The sequence below is a fragment of the Micromonospora sp. NPDC047548 genome, assembly GCF_040642975.1.
Taxonomy (GTDB): Bacteria; Actinomycetota; Actinomycetes; order Mycobacteriales; family Micromonosporaceae; genus Micromonospora.
In genome coordinates, this window is the sequence record NZ_JBEYTI010000015.1 from 37,672 (window position 1) to 54,120 (window position 16,449).

The 16,449-nt window shown below is 67.5% G+C and carries 15 protein-coding genes and 1 pseudogene; 9 read left to right on the forward strand and 7 right to left on the reverse strand.

The window, feature by feature from the left end; translation table 11 throughout:
- Window positions 1-85: 85 nt before the first annotated feature.
- Window positions 86-2,083, reverse strand: a complete 1,998-nt coding sequence (locus ABZ807_RS17475) for a DUF4158 domain-containing protein (protein WP_357158364.1) — start codon at window positions 2,081-2,083, stop codon at window positions 86-88.
- A 102-nt stretch (window positions 2,084-2,185) separates the two neighbouring features.
- On the opposite strand from ABZ807_RS17475, the gene ABZ807_RS17480 reads away from it, so the two are divergent.
- From ABZ807_RS17480 to ABZ807_RS17500, 5 genes are all read left to right on the forward strand, one after another.
- Entirely contained in the window at window positions 2,186-2,557 is a 372-nt protein-coding gene (locus ABZ807_RS17480) for a hypothetical protein (RefSeq protein WP_357158367.1), read from the forward strand.
- A 442-nt stretch (window positions 2,558-2,999) separates the two neighbouring features.
- Entirely contained in the window at window positions 3,000-3,362 is a 363-nt protein-coding gene (locus ABZ807_RS17485; protein ID WP_357158370.1) for a hypothetical protein, read from the forward strand.
- An 88-nt stretch (window positions 3,363-3,450) separates the two neighbouring features.
- Entirely contained in the window at window positions 3,451-4,146 is a 696-nt protein-coding gene (locus ABZ807_RS17490; protein WP_357158373.1) for an ATP-binding cassette domain-containing protein, read from the forward strand.
- Entirely contained in the window at window positions 4,143-5,450 is a 1,308-nt protein-coding gene (locus ABZ807_RS17495) for a hypothetical protein (RefSeq protein ID WP_357158376.1), read from the forward strand. The genes ABZ807_RS17490 and ABZ807_RS17495 overlap by 4 nt, the downstream gene beginning before the upstream one ends.
- Window positions 5,450-6,079, forward strand: coding sequence for a hypothetical protein (locus tag ABZ807_RS17500; RefSeq protein ID WP_357158379.1), 630 nt, complete (start codon window positions 5,450-5,452; stop codon window positions 6,077-6,079). The genes ABZ807_RS17495 and ABZ807_RS17500 overlap by 1 nt, the downstream gene beginning before the upstream one ends.
- Window positions 6,080-6,249: 170 nt before the next feature.
- Here the strand turns inward: ABZ807_RS17500 and ABZ807_RS17505 are convergent, their stop codons facing one another.
- Window positions 6,250-6,576, reverse strand: coding sequence for a hypothetical protein (locus ABZ807_RS17505; protein WP_357158382.1), 327 nt, complete (start codon window positions 6,574-6,576; stop codon window positions 6,250-6,252).
- Window positions 6,577-6,894: 318 nt separating this feature from the next.
- On the opposite strand from ABZ807_RS17505, the gene ABZ807_RS17510 reads away from it, so the two are divergent.
- Window positions 6,895-9,960, forward strand: a complete 3,066-nt coding sequence (locus ABZ807_RS17510) for a Tn3 family transposase (RefSeq protein ID WP_357158385.1) — start codon at window positions 6,895-6,897, stop codon at window positions 9,958-9,960.
- A 192-nt stretch (window positions 9,961-10,152) separates the two neighbouring features.
- Window positions 10,153-10,758, forward strand: a complete 606-nt coding sequence (locus ABZ807_RS17515; protein WP_357158388.1) for a hypothetical protein — start codon at window positions 10,153-10,155, stop codon at window positions 10,756-10,758.
- Window positions 10,759-10,826: 68 nt separating this feature from the next.
- On the opposite strand, the gene ABZ807_RS17520 is transcribed toward ABZ807_RS17515, so the two are convergent.
- From ABZ807_RS17520 to ABZ807_RS17530, 3 genes are read right to left on the reverse strand one after another with little or no spacing between them, the layout of a single operon-like run.
- Window positions 10,827-12,092: a rod shape-determining protein MreC gene (locus ABZ807_RS17520; protein ID WP_357158391.1), complete on the reverse strand. Its 1,266-nt coding sequence runs from the start codon at window positions 12,090-12,092 to the stop codon at window positions 10,827-10,829.
- A 1-nt stretch (window position 12,093) separates the two neighbouring features.
- Complete coding sequence (locus ABZ807_RS17525; protein ID WP_357158394.1) at window positions 12,094-12,615, reverse strand: SigE family RNA polymerase sigma factor; 522 nt, start codon at window positions 12,613-12,615, stop codon at window positions 12,094-12,096.
- Window positions 12,616-12,655: 40 nt separating this feature from the next.
- The gene (locus ABZ807_RS17530; RefSeq protein ID WP_357158398.1) at window positions 12,656-12,823 is read right to left on the reverse strand and encodes a hypothetical protein; all 168 of its coding nucleotides are present in this window, start codon (window positions 12,821-12,823) and stop codon (window positions 12,656-12,658) included.
- A 269-nt stretch (window positions 12,824-13,092) separates the two neighbouring features.
- Here ABZ807_RS17530 and ABZ807_RS17535 point away from each other — a divergent pair, with 269 nt between their 5' ends.
- Window positions 13,093-13,998 (forward strand): recombinase family protein, encoded by a 906-nt coding sequence (locus tag ABZ807_RS17535; RefSeq protein ID WP_357158401.1) that lies wholly within the window; start codon window positions 13,093-13,095, stop codon window positions 13,996-13,998.
- A 287-nt stretch (window positions 13,999-14,285) separates the two neighbouring features.
- Here the strand turns inward: ABZ807_RS17535 and ABZ807_RS17540 are convergent, their stop codons facing one another.
- On the reverse strand, window positions 14,286-14,981 hold the full coding sequence (locus ABZ807_RS17540; protein ID WP_357158404.1) for a YafY family protein: 696 nt from the start codon (window positions 14,979-14,981) through the stop codon (window positions 14,286-14,288).
- 74 nt (window positions 14,982-15,055) lie between these two features.
- Between ABZ807_RS17540 and ABZ807_RS17545 the strand changes: the two are divergent.
- A pseudogene (locus ABZ807_RS17545) lies at window positions 15,056-15,631 on the forward strand (alpha/beta hydrolase); the annotation flags it as partial.
- Here ABZ807_RS17545 and ABZ807_RS17550 read toward each other — a convergent pair.
- Window positions 15,550-16,284: a 3-deoxy-7-phosphoheptulonate synthase gene (locus ABZ807_RS17550; protein WP_357158407.1), complete on the reverse strand. Its 735-nt coding sequence runs from the start codon at window positions 16,282-16,284 to the stop codon at window positions 15,550-15,552. The pseudogene ABZ807_RS17545 and the gene ABZ807_RS17550 sit on opposite strands and share 82 nt — an antisense overlap.
- Window positions 16,285-16,449: the final 165 nt, after the last annotated feature.

Genomic DNA, 16,449 nt, shown 5'->3' on the forward strand with positions numbered 1-16,449 from the left:
ATACCTTCCGGCGGTTAACAGAACACGCCCAGCCCCACCCCAAGCCCAAGATCATCCTTAGCGCCAGTTTTCGCAAGATCGTCAGTCACGGGCCGTGCCGCGTGCGGCGCAGCTGCGCCTCGGTGACGCCGTGGTCGCCGGCGTTGACGATTCGTTTGATGCCGATGTTCGTGCCCAGGGCGAACAGCACCAGCAGCAGCCGCTTGCGCAGCTCACCCGGGGCCAGGTGCTCACGGGTGGCGATGGACGTGAACTCGGTGTGCAGGCCGGTCAGCCAGTCGGCCTCCTTGAGCAGGTCGAGCAGGCTGACCACACCCCACCGGCGGGTCACCTCGTCCTTGACCGCGTCCAGGTTCGCCGGGACGGGCTGGGCGGGCTGCTTCGACACCGAGATCCACACCTGCCCCTTGCGGGTGCCGACGCTCGTGCCGGCGGCGCCGGTCCGCATCGCCTCGGCCCACCTGGCGAGGGAGGCATCCAGCCGGGTCCGCAGGGCGCTGACGAACTCGGTCGGGTCGGTCGGCTGCGCGATCGCCGTGTAGTGCACGTCGCGGTGCACCTCGAAGTCGACCGGCAGGTCGGTCTCCGGGTTGCGCCACGCCCGCGCCCCGACGACCCAGATCTCGCGGCGGCGCAGGGCGTCGCGCAGCGCCTGCAACGCGCACAGCTCGTACGGGATCCGCTCGACGCGACCGCGCTCGTCGACGACCGCGGCCCGCCACTGCGCCTGGACCACCCCGTCCAGGGGCACTCGGTCGGCGCGTTCGTAGTGGGTGGCGCGGCCGTCGCGGTCCTTGTACCGGTGCAGCAGCTCCACCGCGTCCATCACCGGCCGGTACGTTGTGTTGTTGCACCGGAACTCCAGCGCGTCCAGCAGCTTCGGCAGCATCGTGCGGTAGTGGTGCGAGTAGGAACTGGCCAGCACCGTACGCACCCGCTGCCGCCGCAGCGACTCGGTGGCCTTCGCCTCCGCGACCAGGTTCTTCAACGTCTGCTCCCCGACCGCCGGGAACACCACGTCACGCACCACCCCGTCCGGGTGCGCCACAGACGCCCCGGCCAGCTTGAATAGCACGTTCTCCTTGTCCGACACCCGCCGGAACTTTGCGATCTGCTGCCGATCGACCCGCCTCTCCGCCCGGGTATTGATCATCCGCACCAGGTCGATGAACAACTCCACCAGCGAATCGGTCATCTCCGTCAGCCGGCACCAGCACAGCACCGCGAGAAGGGTCAGGCTCACCTCCGGCGGGTGATCCCGGCGCAGCGTTGACGGGTACTCCACCGCCGCCCGCGCCCGCCACCGCGCAACCCGCTTCTCCGCCACGTCGGTGAACAGATCCGCCGGCAACCCGATCGCCCGGGCCCGGCGCAGCTTCACGATCTCGGCCAGCAGCGTCTCCAACCCCAGCCGGCCCGGATCCTGCTTCAACTCGTTGAAGAAGCTGCGCTCGCCGTCATCACCGACCCCCACGTCGTCCAGGCCGGCTTCGGCGTCGTCGACCTGGCCGCCACCGGACTCGTCGCCGGTCGGCTCGTCACCGAGCGTGGCCCACAGCGCCGCCACGACATCGGCGGGCAGCCGAGACACCGTGACCCGGCAGAACCGGGTGTCCGCCAAGCGGTTCGCCGCGCCGATGATGCGGTCCATCCGCCCGGGCGGCTCCACCTTCTCCGCCCGGCAGCGGGCCAGCACGGCCTCCCGCTGCCGGTCCTCGTTCAACTCGCTTGGGCACACCTGCTCGGCCAGCCACGCGATCATCTTGTCCTCGTCGCCGCGTGTGAACACCCGGAACCCGAACGCCTCGCGAATCAGCGTCCGGTACCGCTCCGCGCTGCGACCGGTCACCTCGAACCCCACCGGCGCATCGGCGACCCAGCCCAACTGCCGGGCCACATAGTCGACCGCGGCCGGGGGCACCTCGCCGACATGGCGCGGGAACCGGCCCTCGATCTCGAAGAACTTCACCATCAACGCGCAGCTCAACCGGCCCTGGCCGTGCAGCTGCGCCAGCAAGTCCTGATCGGAGTCGACCAGCGTCCACGACGCGATCAGGTCATCGAGTTCCCATTCCCGGCGCACCGCAACACCCTGGCAGACGACGATCCGCCCACCACACCGGGCCGGGAGACCCGTCGATACGCTGACCGCGACACCCGGCCGGGCCGACACGAAGGACGACGCATGCGCAGGTGGGTACGGTACGAAGCGCCGATCATGGTCTGCGTCGAACTCGGCGAAGACGGCTACACCGGCACAGTCGTCAACGTCGTGCTCGGCGACGAACACGACGACCTTCACCTCGCCCGCGACTACCGCGGCCACTTCCTCATCTACCACGAAACGATGGAACGCGTCTCCGTCGACGAACACGCCGCCACCCGCGCCGTCACCATCGCCGAGCACCGCGAATGGCCCGACCGGCTCGACTGGGACGAAGGCCCCGACGCCCTGCGCTACCCCGACCTCTACGACCCCGCCGCGCCCGACACCGACGGCGATGAGGACGACGACCTCGAACCCCTCGACCTCCACGACCGCGACACCGTCGGCTGACCGGCCTGCCGGTCTTGGACCAGTACAACCGCAGGATTGGCCTACTGCCTGGTCAGCCGTTCCACCTGCATACCGCAGGGCTCGGAGGCAGATGCAAAGGCTCCGGTCACAGTGCAGTGACTTCGACGACGGGGCGGGGTAACCGTCCTGGCCTGGAGTCTGGTCGGTTACGGCCTAACCAAACCGCTACGCGGCTGGCGCCCGACGATCCACGACGCGACCGCACCGCACGATGCCCGATGAACAGGGCACGAAAGCCGTCGACAAGACCTGACATGACCATGGACGTCAATGAGATCGATCGGCATGGAGCCTTGACAGGCACCGTGGGCAAGATATCGACTGCAATGAGTGACCCCAGCCGGCGAGTGGATCACAACCCAGTCAGGTTTCGCTGAGTCGCCGAGAACCATGGCGTGCAGCGACTACGGAAAGGGTCGTTATGCGAAAGATCTCACGGGCGCTGGCTACCGGCGTGTTCGCCTTCACCCTGGTCGGCGTGGGGGCCGGGGTCGCCGTCGCCGGCTCCAACACGGTGCAGGCCTGCACCCTCCGCGCCGATGTGCCGGACTCCGACAACAACGCATGGGTCGGCCGCGAGGGCTGCTCCAACACGGTCCCCGGCACCGGCTACATCTACGAGGACCGCAACAACTGGCCCGACGACGAGGTGGGCAAGAAGTCCTTCGACGCCGGAACGGCCTTGGTTGACGGGTCCTGCGGCAACGGCAAGGGCAACTACTACTCCAAATTCAAGTCGAGCACCGGGGCGTCGGCCGAGTCGTCGCGGGCTGAGCGCTGCTGACCGGATCGATCGGACGAGGACAGAGGTTCATTGAGTGACGGGCACAGTTGAGGTTCAAGACCTCTCGTTCTCATACAGGAGGCGCCGGGTGCTTACCGGCGCCTCCTGCACCGTCGGTCAGGGAGTGACCGCCCTGCTGGGTCCGAACGGGGCGGGAAAAACCACGCTGATCAAGTGCGTCGTCGGATTGGCGCGTCCCGATGAGGGGCGGGTGGTCATCGACGGTCGGGATGTCAGCGACGGCAAGGCGGCACAGGCGTTGATCGGGTACGTGCCGCAGACTCCGTCGCTTCCCGGCTTGGCGAAGGTGCGTGACCTCGTCGCCTACGCGGCCTGGCTCAGCGGGGTGGACGCCGCGCGGACGGACGAGGCGGTCAAGGTGGCGTTGGACAAGATGCGGGCGCTGGACCTGGGGTCGCGGCGGATCCGCACCCTCAGCGGAGGGCAACGCCAACGGGTCGCTCTCGCCACCGGCATCGTGCACGATCCGCGGATCGTCATTCTGGACGAGCCCACAGTCGGTCTCGATCCTGGGCAGCGACTGAAGGTGCGAGAGATGATCCGGCATCTGGGAGCCGAGCGGCCGGTGCTGCTGTCCACCCACCTGACCGAGGACGTGGAACATCTCGCGGATACTGTCGCTGTCCTGGCCGAGGGCAAGATTCGGTATCAGGGCCCGCTCGTGGGACTGGCCACGACTCGGCCCAGCGTCGATGGCCGGCCCGGGTCGCCGTTTGAATGCGCGTACGACGACCTGATCATGTCGTTCGGTGGTGCCGAATGAGCCGATTGCGCCTGCTCCTCGGCTGGCCCGGCCCGCTCTGGGTGTTCCCGGCCGCGGCTGGGCTGATGGCAGCGGGTTCGTTCGTGGCGACCAGGAGCATGCTCGCTGCCGACTACGTCACCTGGGCGGCCGTCTCCGCCGCCTGGCATGAGCAGCTGTGGATCCCTGGGTCGGTGGCGGCTGCCGCAGCAGCGGCACTGGGCGCGGCCTACTTCCCGAATTCCTCGCCAGTGGCCTTGCCGCTGCGCCCGAAAGTGGGCGAAGGCCTGTTCCTCACCCACGGGCTTTCCCTGGCGTTCTGGCTCTGCCTGGGGCACGCGGTCGGGCTAGCTCCGATTGAGATCGCTGCGGCGCGTCAGGCTACCGCCGGAGCCTTGGCGCTGCAGGACGTGATGGTCGGCGTGGCCGGTCTGGTCACGTTGACCCTGATCGGGTTCTGCCTCGGTGTGGCCATCCGGCACTGGGTGATCGCACCCGCGGTCGGGCTGCTCGCCTTCGCGATCATGGGCTTGCCCAACACGTCGCTGCTCACACCGATCGGGCTGATTTTGCCGGTGCGGCAGTTCGTCACCACTCCCAGGTTCGAGTTGAATCCTACGACCACCATCTTCGCCGTTGTGGCTTCCACCGCGATCTGTCTGCTCGCCGCCTCGCTAGCGTGCTGGGCCAGGTCCAGGGGGTCGGTCCGCAGCACCGGTCGTCCCTTACTGACGTGGCTAGCCGCAGTGGCAGCTCTGACGGCGATCGCGTTCGCCTGGCGCCCGGAACTGTATGTGGTGGACCGCCCTGTCGCGCAGACGTGCCAGCAGGTGGAGGAAACGAAGGTGTGCCTGCACGCGGCTAACGCTCCGGCGATGGCTCGCACCGTCAACGTCGTAGGACGCCTACGTGATGCCGGCCTCGCACCAGTGCTGCACCGTGTCACGGACTTCGCGGCTTCTGATCACGACACGCCGCGCCCCGGGGAAGCGTTCGTCGAACTCGATCCGGGTCCTCTCGATCGCCGCTTCGTCGCAGCCACCATCCCCGACCAGGTCGCCTTCCTCGTCAGCGAAGCCATGACTCTGGGCACCTGCTCGCAGCCGGGCAGGACTATCGAGGGCCGTGACATCGCGGCTGTGCTACAAGGACGAGTTCTTCAGCTGGCCGGCTTCGACCAACTGGCGAACACCGTGGCACCAGCCCAACCACCGCCAGCAGCGCAGAAGCTGACAACCATGAACGCCGAGCAACTCATCGAGTTCGTTCAGACCAACCAACAGCTGATCCGATCGTGCCTACTCTCACCCGCCAGCCTGCCGTGATGCGTGGCCGCGTCGCCGGGCTCTGGCACGCCCGCGGCGGGCCACTCGCCTCGACCGTCATCGTCGTCGCACTGGTCATCACTGCCGCGTTTCCCGAGTTGAGTCTGTCGGTCAGCACGGTGTTCGACCTGCCGCCCCGCGGCGTCGGCACCCCGGAGCTAGTTGCCGTCGCGCTGGCCAGCGTCCTCCCGGCGATTACCACCCCACGATTCGACGGGCGAGAACTCACCGCGCACCGATCCGCACGGCTCGGACACCTGGCCTACTCCACGATCATGCTCGCAGCCCCTCTGGCCGTCCTGCCGGTCTGGTACTGGGTGATCACCACCCGTCACCCCGACACGCAGTTCCCACCCCTGCACGGCCTCATCGGCAACGTGGTTGTCTTCACAAGCATCGGCGCGATTCTCTGCCTCGTCCTCGGTCCGCTAGTCGCCACCGTCACCACGCCGTCCCTGTTCGCGCTATTCGTGGTTACTCAGCAAGCCCTACCGGAATCGCTACTCAGCACGACTTTCTCCACCGGCCGATCCTGGCACACCAACTACTGGGTTACGACCGCAGCAGCGCTCCTAGCTCTCGTCCTCAGTTGGCGCCTACGAGCCGTTCCATGGCCCAACCGTCCGTGACCACGAACTCAGCCTGACGGCTTAGCTCAGCCGCCCCATCCCCTGCCCAAACGACTGACCATGGACTCCGCCGCGACCGCGGATGATCAACTTCTTGATCCCTCATCGCACGGTTGTTAGCGACACCCCGGGTTCGGCTAACGGACGCCGACGACCAGCATCAGTCAAGATCAAACATTTGGCGGGCTGGGACAGCTACCCAAGCGGGGGGCCGTGACGGGTGGGGCGGTGTCGACGGCCGCGCCGAGGAGCGCGGCGCACGCGGTGACCACCCGCAACACGTCCGTCGGAGTGGCGTCGGCGTGCACCCGCAGGTCGAAGGGGAGATAGCCGGCGGCAGGCCGGCCGCCGACCTGGCCGGCGTAGGCGAGCAGGTCGTGCGCGACGTGAGCGGCGGTCGTCCAGCACGACCACTCGAGCCCGGCGGCGGGCATTGACCAGTCGCGGTGGGCGTGCGGGGTGAGTGCCCGCAGCATCTCGTCGGCTGCAGTCCGCACGTCCGCTCCGTTCATCGCCGTCATGGTCCCCACGCTGCCAGGAACGTTCCCGGTCCGCCACCACGGACGCCCATGGCCATTGTGAAATAACCGGTAACGATAATCCGATAATTAGGATGGGCATACCGGACAAACCTCCGTTGCATCATAATGTCTGTTCTGTTGTTTCCCTGCTTCTTGGTAGGGATTTAGGCTTCGCAGAGGCCCTTGACTAATGATCTTGCGAAAACTAGCGGTAAGGCTGGTCAGAGGGCATGGGGGACGCCTTTGCGGGGGCGGAATCGTGGTGAGGTTCGAGCTGCCGTAGGTTGACCATCGATGTTGAGCGATGGTGATGAGGGGCGATTTCTTACCGCCGGCCAGGTCGAGGCGTACGGGCGTTTCGTGGGGACGCCGACGGTCGAGGAGCTGGAGCGGTTCTTCCTGCTGGACGACGTTGATCTGAAGCTGGTCCGGCAGCGGCGTGGGGCGGCGAACCGGTTGGGGTTCGCGTTGCAGTTGACCACGGTGCGTTATCTGGGGACGTTCCTGGACGACCCGCTCGATGTGCCGGAGCCAGTGATCGAGTACCTGGCCGGGCAGCTGGGGATTCGCCGGCCGGGTGTGGTGCGCGACTACATGATGCGGGAGATGACCCGGTTCGAGCACCGGTGGGAGATCCAGGCCGTGGACGGGTGGCAGGAGTTCGCGCAGGTCACCAACGAGTTGACGCGGTGGGTGGATCGGCGGGCGTGGGCGACCGGTGAGGGCCGTAAGGCGATCTTCGACCGGGCGGTGCCGTGGCTGCGGCAGCGGCGGGTGTTGCTGCCGGCGTTGGACTCGTTGACCCGGCTGATTGGCCGGGTGGTCGGGCAGACGCATCTGCGGTTGTGGGAGACGTTGCTGGAGCTGGTCACCGCCGAGCAGGCCATGCTGCTGCTGAACCTGGTGGAGGTGCCGGACGGACAGCGGATTTCGGCGTTGGAGCGGCTGCGCCGGGAGCCGACCGGGGACACGGCGGCGGCGCTGGTGAAGGCGTTGAGCCGGGTCGCGGAGGTGGCCGGGATCGGTCTGGGCGGGGTGGATCTGTCGGTGGTGCCGCAGCGGCGGGTGGTGGATCTGGCCCGGGCGGGGATGACGGCGAACGCGACGGCGTTGCGGCAGCGGCAGCCGTACGCCAAGCGGGTGGCCACCCTGCTGGCCACGGTGGCGTACCTGGAGGGCAAGGCCACCGACGACGCCCTCGAACTGTTCGACGTGGTGATGACCAGCCAGTTGCTGGCTCGCGCCGAGCGGCAGTCGGCCAAGGACCAAGCGAAACGGTATCCGCGGGTGTCGCGGGAGGCGGGCAAGCTGGCCGCGGCGGTGGGGGTGCTGCTGACGGCCACCGAGGCCGACCGGGACATGCCTCTGGACCGGATCTGGGATCTGATCGAGGACGTGGTACCGCGCTCGGAACTGCGGACGGCGGTGGCGCTGATCCACGAGGTGGCGCCGCCTGGGACCGATCCGGAGCAGGAGTGGCAGGCGGCGCTGTGCGCACGGTTGCCGGTGGCGCGTAAGTTCGTGCGCGCTTTGGCGGAGACGATCGAGTTCGGGGCGACCGCGGACGCCTCCCGGGTGCTGATCGCGTTGAAAGGGCTGCCCGCGTTGTTGGAGGCCCGGCCCACCAAGCGGGTACCGACCGGGTTCTTGGACGCCCGGCTGGCTGACGTCGAGGTGGTGCCGACGGGCTGGCGCCGGCACGTATTCGCCGAAGGCAGGCCGCCGGGCACGGTGGACCGTGCCGGGTACACGTTCTGCGTGCTCAGCCAGTTCCACACCCGGCTCAAGCGGCGCGACATCTTCGCTGCCGCGTCCTCGCGGTGGGCCGATCCGCGGGCCCAACTGCTGGACGGCGAGCAATGGCAGGCCAAGCGGGAGATCCTGCTGGAGTCGCTGGATCTGCCGGAGAACCCCGATGACCTGCTGGAGGAGTGCGCGCAGGAGCTGAATGGGGCGTGGCGGCACATGGCCGAGCGGGCCGCGGCCGGGGAGGTCACCGTCGGCACGGACGGCAGGCTGCACGCCGCCGCGCTGAAGGCGGTCGCGGAGCCGGACACGCTCACCGCGCTGCGGACCCGCTGTCAGCAGATGATGCCGCAGGTCGACATCGGGGACCTCGTCATGGAGGTGATGGGCTGGCATCCCAGGTTCGTGGACGCCTACACCCACATCGGCGGTGGCGGGGCACGGATGGACGACCTGCCGAAGACCCTGGCCGCGGTGCTGACCGCGCAAGCGCTCAACGTCGGCTGGACCTCGGTGATCTCGTCGGACGTGCCGGCGTTGACCCGCAGTCGGATCAGCCACGTCTACCAGAACTACGTACGCGCCGAGACGCACGCCGCCGCCAACAGGTGGCTGATCGACGGGCAGGCCGGGTCGGCCACGGCCGCCCGCTGGGGTGGCGGCCTGGTGGCCGCCGTGGACGGCACCCGGTTCGTGGTCCCGGTCCGGTCGCTGCACGCGCGCCCGAATCCGAAATACTTCGGCCGGCGCAAGGGCGCCACCTGGCTCAACCTGATCAACGATCAGGGCGCCGGCACGGCGGGCATGATGGTGTCCGGCACCGCCCGGGACTCGCTGAACGCGGTCGACTTGCTCTACCGCCGTGACGGCGGCCGGCAGCCCCAGGTGCTGATCTCTGACACCGGCTCGTATACCGACATGGTGTTCGGCTTGCTCAAACTCCTTGGGGTGGCGTACCGGCCGGAACTGGCCGACCTACCGGATCAGAAGCTGTGGCGGATCAACCCGAGCGCCGACTACGGGATGCTGGACGTCGCCGCCCGAGGCCGCATCGACCTGGCCCGGGTACGCCAGCACTGGCCGGACATCCTGCGCATGGTCGCCTCCGTGCACAGCGGCGCGGTGTCGGCCAGCGACCTGATGCGGATGCTGCAACACGGCGGCAACCCGACCCATCTCGGCCAGGCCCTCGCCCACCTCGGCCGGATCTTCAAGACCCTGCACGTGTTGTCCTACGTCGACGCCGAGTCGTACCGGCGGGCGATCAAACGCATGCGCAACCTTCAGGAAGGCCGGCACGGCCTGGCCAAGTACGTCTTCCACGGCCGACGCGGCGAGCTGCGCGAGCCGTATCACGCGGGCATGGAGGACCAGCTCGGCGCCCTCGGCCTGGTGATCAACTGCATCACATTGTGGAACACCGTCTATCTGGACGCGATCCTCGACCGGCTACGCGCCAACGGGTTCCCCGTGCTGGACGCCGACGTGGCCCGGCTCTCGCCATACTCGTACGCACACATCAACGTGCACGGCCACTACACCTTCACCGCCCCCGACCTCGGCGGCGCCCGGCGGCCCCTGCGTGAGCCCGACCCGACGGCCGAGGGCGAGTAGAACCTGTTGCCGAGCCGCCTCCCGAACCATCCCCTCACGCGGAGACTTCTGTCTATATCACATGTCCGCCGGGCGCGTTGACCCGATGCTGGTGAGAAGTCGCACACAGATAGATCATAGTCGGTCTTGTAGTGATAGCTCGATTAATGACAGGGTCGAGCTATCACACAAACCGCACGGGAGGATCACAGCGTGTCACACTCGTTGATGAAGCGGTCTCTTGGAATCGCCGCTGCCGTGACCACAGGATTGCTGCTATTGGCTGCTCCGGCTCAAGCGGCACCTAAAACCGAAGCGGCCGGCGGCCAGCCGGCGAAACCGACGGTTAGTGCCGCCGAGATTGCGGCGAACAATGCCGCCGTGTGGGCGTCGCTGCCGCCGAACGTGACCATGACGGTTACCGGTAAGAAGCCCAAGCTTCAAGGCCCGATCGACCACTACACTCAGAACGGCCCTACGACCACGACGGGAGTGACCACTCTCGCGGTGTCCTCAATTCCGTACTCCTTCACATTCAGTGGAGTGTGGAGCCTGAACGGCCGAGACTTCCAGTCCACGCGAACGACTTTCTGCAAGGACATTGAAGCCACGTGGGATTACCCCCAGGGGTCGTATCATCAGTTTAAGGTTAGCCTTTCAGCGGGCGGTACTATCACCGTTCCCACTGACGGCGTAACGCGCACCTGGTGCTGGTCGAACGTTCCGACGAACACAACTATGCACTTCTACTACTTCTCTACGGGTAACTCCGGCGGGGACATCGCAAAGGCTTCCGGCAGCGGCTACGTCCACTACTGACCTGCAGAACAGTTGAGGATGCGCGGAGGCGAAACGCCTCCGCGCATCCTTGCATCGACAGGCTGCCGTCAGGGGGCGGATGGCGTCATGATCGACAATCTGGTCAGGTTGGCAAGGTCGGCTGTTGGCGTGAGCTCCACCGTGGTCGCGCCTGCCGCCTTGTCCGCAAACGCTCGCCCGATCGTGACAGCGCCAACCTGATTGCTCTGCTGCGACGGATCCGGCATCAAGACACGGTTGGTCTGGTAAACCTCACCGTCAGCGGGAACGTCTTCCATGACCAGCTTTCCGCCGGTGCCGCGTACGGAACCCGGAACATTACTGATATTCGTGTACACCTGGCCGGCGAATCCGGTGCTGGTAATGAGGTCGACAGTGGCTTCGCCGCGGACGGCATCGACTGCCGTTACGCGTCCGACCAAACCTTCGGCGACGACGGCTAGTTGCCCCTGCCGGACTCCCTGATCCTTCGGGAACGCCACGATTATCTGTTGGCCGTTCCTGCCGACTACCTCCGCCGGTACGGCCCGCGCGTCGCCGTCCACACCGTCCTCACCAGGTACCTCGAACACCTTCGTGACGCTGGCGAACGGTCGCTTCGGCTTGATGAACCCCGCGATCGTCGTCGTCTGCGCGGTCGCAGCGATCGGAAATCGTTGTACAACAAGGCGACTGGTGGGTCCGTCCGGTTCTTGTATCATTTCACTATCGACCGCGGTACTCGACACCCGCACCGCTGTCACCCCCGGCATGGCGAGGGCAATGGCATAGGTGCCCCAGGAGTCATTACTGACCTCGCCGGCGGCTCCGGACAACCGTGGACTGACCAGACTGATCACCTGAGTCTTCACCGGGTCGGGCGCTGGCCGATCAACCCGCATCCGCAAGGCGTCCGCCGCACCGGAGTCACCGGTGAAGAACGCCAACCGCGCGTCGCCCTGCTTGTCGTATCCCTGTAGGACGACCACCGTCGAGCGCAGGCGTGGATGGCGCGTCGCGACAAGGGCCCGAACATCAGTGTGCGGGCCTGCCGAGTTGGTACGGTCCCAGACGCTGGAGGCCTCACGTACCAGGCCAGCGTCCACGTCTCCCACCGGGGACCAGCCCAGAAACGGGCCATCCGGCGCCGGTGCAGCGAGTTGCGGTGCGGAGGCGAATCCGACAACCCGAAACATCGTGACCAGCACCGCCAGGCATACTGCAGCCGCGGCTCCGGCGGCGATACGCCGCCGCCCGCGACGCCGGTCTGCCCGCCGCACGATCTTGCCTTCATAGCCCTCAGTCGGTACCACCGACTCCGCCAGATCCGCCAGGCCGTCACGCAACTCGGCCATGTTATGCATAGCGCACCTCTTGATCATCAACAGCGTCGGCCTCAACCCACTGCTTACGCAGAGTCTGCAAACCCCTTGACGAAAGACTCTTGACCGTGCCAACCGAACAACCCAGTACGTGCGCCGTGTCCTGCTCGGACAGGTCCTCGTAGAAGCGCAGTACGACGGCGGCACGCTGTCGTACTGGCAGCCCGTCCAACGCCCGGCGGAGCAAGTCCCGCTGTTCCACCCCCACGTACTCGTCGCGCGCCTGACTCTCCACCAGCCGAACCAGGGGCTGTTCCCACCAGGATCGGCGCCGCCTCCAGGTCACGAAGGTGTTGACTAGGATGCGCCGGACGTAATGGTCGACGGCTTCTGAGCGTTGCAGCCGAGGCCACGCCACAACCGTCTTGGCCAACGTCGTCTGGACCAGATCCTCGGCTTTCCCTCGGTCTCCGCACAGCAGGAAGGCGGTCCGGAGTAGCGATCCGTAACGCGCCCGTACAAAGGCTGTCACCTCCTTATCCTCGCGATCGTGCATCAGCCACCCGCACCCTCAGTTTCAATCTCACGGCCACTACCTACGCTCTCGACCCCAGCAAACGTTGCCGTGACTCCGGAACTTTTTGACGATCGATTATCTCGACCCGCGGGGCGGCGAGGGTGACGACCAGCCGGGTTTCCTCGGTCAGCTCCCGGGCCGCGGCGTCGGCCGCGGTCTCGGCCCGTCCGTAGCTTCCCGAAACCAAGATCAGATGTTTGGCGGGCAGGGACAGCTACCTAAGTGCGGGGCCGTGATGCTCTGACCGCCCGGCACCCGCTTGCCGTGGCACAGTTCCATTGCTGTCGTCAAATGACCCTTTGCCGACAGGCCGGGAGCCAGTCCAATGGACCGCCGCCGACCAGGGGAGAACCGGCCCGCCGATCCAATGCGAGCCGATCAGAGTTGACGGCAGGGTTTGCCGACAGGTAGACGCTGGGATGTCGACAATGAACGGATGAAGGAGGCAGCACGGTCATGGCGGATCTGGTTTACACGCGGGTCTCCACCGACGAGCAGAGCACCCAGCGGCAGACGCACTTGCTCGCCGAGGCCGGGCTCACCACCGACACCCCGGGGGTGCGGATCTTCAGCGATCCAGCCACCTCCTCCAAGATTCCCGCGCTGGACCGTGATGGCTTCCGCCGCCTCGCCGGCTACGTCCGGCCAGGCGACACGCTCACCGTCTCCGAGCTGTACCGGCTGTGCCGGGACCTGGCCGACATCCTCGCCGTCCGCGGCTGGTGCCAACAGCACCAGGTGAAGCTCCGCGTGCTGTCCGGTGCCCTGTCGGGCATCACCGACCTGGCGGCCACCGACGCGACCACGACCATGCTGGTAAACGTGCTCGTCTCAGTCGGGCAGTTCCAGCGCGACCTGCAAAACGAACTCACCCGCGAAGGGCTGGCCGCCGCGTGGGCCAAGGGCAGCACGTCCGGCCGGCGCCCCCGCCACACCCAGCTCGGCGTGACCGACCAGATACGCCAGGCCTACCGCACAGGGACCAGCATCGCCGCCCTGGCCCGCGAACACGGCGTCAGCCGCGGCGCGATCCGCACCGCGCTCGCCGACCTGCTGCCCAACCAGCCCGACCAGCCAACACCCGCCACCAACGCGGTGAAGGCGAGACGCGTGGAACTTCCCGGCAAGGTCGCCCGCCACCTTGCTGACCACACCGGCCTCGGCGAGGCCGAACGGCACGCCCTACAGCGCGGGCGTATGGTTCGGCGCGGCCAGGGCTACAGCCTGCACGTCACCGCGCTACCCGAGGTCCACCAGGCGCTCCTCGCGGCCGCATCCACGCTCGACACTGGCGGTGCCTCCTCCGCCGCCCGCAAGGCATACCGCATCTACGCCGACCGGCTGAAGGAGTCCTCTACATAACCCGGCGAGGCCGCCCGCCTCAGCCGCAGGCCCGCTGACCAGCCCTACCGCTAGTTTTCGCAAGATCGTCAATCAAGGGCCGCAGAGGTCGGTACAGGCGCGGTCCTGGTGTCGTCTGCCAGTTGAGCTGAGGTACTGCCAGCGTGTCTGAGGCATTTCGCGGTTTCTGCCACTCAAGTTTGAGGCACATCTTGATGGACTGCTGCGGCGTCGGACGGTTCAGGGCTTGCCGAGGGTCCGGTGTCGGTCGACCGTGGTAGCGGACTGGTCGGCGATGGCGGGTGGCGTCACAGCTCGGCGATGGCTTCGGCGGTGGTGGGCGGTGTGCCAACGGCTTCGATGGGGATACGAGTGGCGGGCTGGGTTGTCAGGCGTGCGGCGCTGACGCGGTCGAGGCGGAACCAGCGGATCGCTTGACGAGTGCGGCAGTGCCCGACGAGGTACCAGTGTCCTTGGGTGCGGGCCAGGAGCACGGGATCGAGTTGCCGGGTGGTGTGCGTGCCATGCCGGTCGCGGTAGTCCACGACGAGGACGCGTTGCGCGTGGAGTGCTTGCTCGATCGCGTGTCGAGTCCGGGCATCGCCGGGTGTGTCGGTGTGGTCGATCCAGACACGACCGTTCAACGCGGTGGCGTTTTCTCGTGCGCGGGTGTCCATCACGCCGAGCACCTTGACGAGGGCGGCGCGGGCGTGGCTGTCGAAGGGCTGTCCGCGGTGGGCGGCCACGGCGGCGGCGAGGCCGGAGACCTCGGCGTCGGTGAAGTTCACCGGCGGGAGGGTCGCGGCGGCGTCAACGACGTAGCCACCACCGGGTCCGGGTCGAGCCCAGACCGGGAAGCCGCCGTGTTGCAGAGTTGAAATGTCTCGTTTGATCGTGCGGACGCTGACCTCGAAGACCTCGGCGAGTCGTTTCGCCGAGCGTCCGGCGGGCCCCGCGCGCCGCAGTTCCTCACGCAAGGCGTAGAGACGGTCGGTGCGGTTCATCCAATAAACAGTGACATACCGGTGACATCGCTGGGGGTGACGATGGTGTCATGAGCACTTCACCCGATCCGATCATGTTCCTCAGTGGCGCCGGGCTTCCCGCCTGGATCTGGGATGACGTCCGCCGCGACCTCGGCGAAGGGCAGCAGACCTGTGTCGCTTCCCGACCCCAGGGCGGCCGAGCCCGGTTGCGCGACTACGCCCAGGCGGTCATCGACTCCGCACCGCCGGGTGGGTACGCGATCGTCGCGCACTCGGCCGGTGGTGTGATCGGCGCCGAAGTCGCCCGGCTCGTGCCCGAACGCGTCAGCGCGTTCCTGGCGATCAGTGCCTTGATCCCGCAGCCGGGAGGATCGTTCATCTCGGCGATGCCGGTGCCGAACCGGTGGGTGCTCAGTGCCGCGATGCGATTCGCCGGGACCCGGCCGCCGGACTCGGCGATCAGACGTGGCCTCGCCCATGGTCTGGACGAGGAGGCCGCCGACCGCATCATCGCCGATTTCACCCCCGAGTCACCCGCCCTCTACCGAGACCGGACCGCTCACCGGTCGTGGAACGGGTGGCGCGGTTACCTGCGCACCACCGACGACCATGAGCTGCCGATCGCGCTGCAACAACGATGCGCCCAACGACTCGGCGCCGCCTGGCAGAACGACCTGAACACGGGGCACCTACCGATGCTCGAAGACCACCAAGCCGTCGCGGCCGCAATCAGGCGATTCCTCGATGCGCGGCCGTGACACCGATCGACTGACGGGCAGGAGGCCTCGGTAAGAAGAGACCCCGCAAGTAGCCTCGGCGCGATCGACGCCGTGCTTCGCCGGTGGGCGCAGCCCGGCGAGGACACCGTGTCGGCGATGTACTGCGGGGTGATCGGGTCCAGGAACTCGCAGCCCACCGGCAGGCCGAGGCGCAGCACGTCGAGCAGGAGCGCCCGCGCGGTCCGCAGGCCGCGGTTGACGTCGCCGGAGCCGTCCAGCGCCGGGTCGTTGATCAGGCCCTTCCAGCCCACCGTGGAACGCGGCTTCTCGAAGTAGACCCGCATCACCACCAGCAGGTCGTCGGCGTGCCGGTCGGCGGCCTCGCGCAGCCGGTGGGCGTAGTCCAGCGCCGCGGCCGGGTCGTGCACCGAGCACGGGCCGACCACCACCAGCAGGCGGTCGTCGGCGCGATCCAGTACCCGGCCGACCGCGCGCCGGCCGGCCAGCACGGCCGCGGCGAGCGGGGCGTCCAGCGGCAGGTCGTGCAGGAGCAGGGCGGGGGTGGTCAACGGCACGACGCGGTCGATCCGCTGATCGATCACCCAACGGACCTACAGCGTGGTCACGGTGGGTTCCTTCCATCCCGGCCGCGGTCCGGGGTAGAGGTTCGCCGGCAGCCGCATGGAGGTCCCGCCATGCGGCTGGAGCCAGCTTCATAACCTGCGAGATAGCCGGCCAGCCACGGGGTGTTGGCCTGATAGCACTTG

Excerpts from the sequence above, each read along its gene's own strand:
- ABZ807_RS17520 (WP_357158391.1), bottom strand. The coding sequence starts at position 12,092 with ATGGCCGAGTTGCGTGACGGCCTGGCGGATCTGGCGGAGTCGGTGGTA.
- ABZ807_RS17540 (WP_357158404.1), bottom strand. The coding sequence starts at position 14,981 with ATGAACCGCACCGACCGTCTCTACGCCTTGCGTGAGGAACTGCGGCGC.
- ABZ807_RS17535 (WP_357158401.1), top strand. The coding sequence starts at position 13,093 with ATGGCGGATCTGGTTTACACGCGGGTCTCCACCGACGAGCAGAGCACC.
- ABZ807_RS17485 (WP_357158370.1), top strand. The coding sequence starts at position 3,000 with ATGCGAAAGATCTCACGGGCGCTGGCTACCGGCGTGTTCGCCTTCACC.
- ABZ807_RS17480 (WP_357158367.1), top strand. The coding sequence starts at position 2,186 with ATGCGCAGGTGGGTACGGTACGAAGCGCCGATCATGGTCTGCGTCGAA.
- ABZ807_RS17495 (WP_357158376.1), top strand. The coding sequence starts at position 4,143 with ATGAGCCGATTGCGCCTGCTCCTCGGCTGGCCCGGCCCGCTCTGGGTG.
- ABZ807_RS17525 (WP_357158394.1), bottom strand. The coding sequence starts at position 12,615 with ATGCACGATCGCGAGGATAAGGAGGTGACAGCCTTTGTACGGGCGCGT.
- ABZ807_RS17510 (WP_357158385.1), top strand. The coding sequence starts at position 6,895 with ATGTTGAGCGATGGTGATGAGGGGCGATTTCTTACCGCCGGCCAGGTC.
- ABZ807_RS17500 (WP_357158379.1), top strand. The coding sequence starts at position 5,450 with ATGCGTGGCCGCGTCGCCGGGCTCTGGCACGCCCGCGGCGGGCCACTC.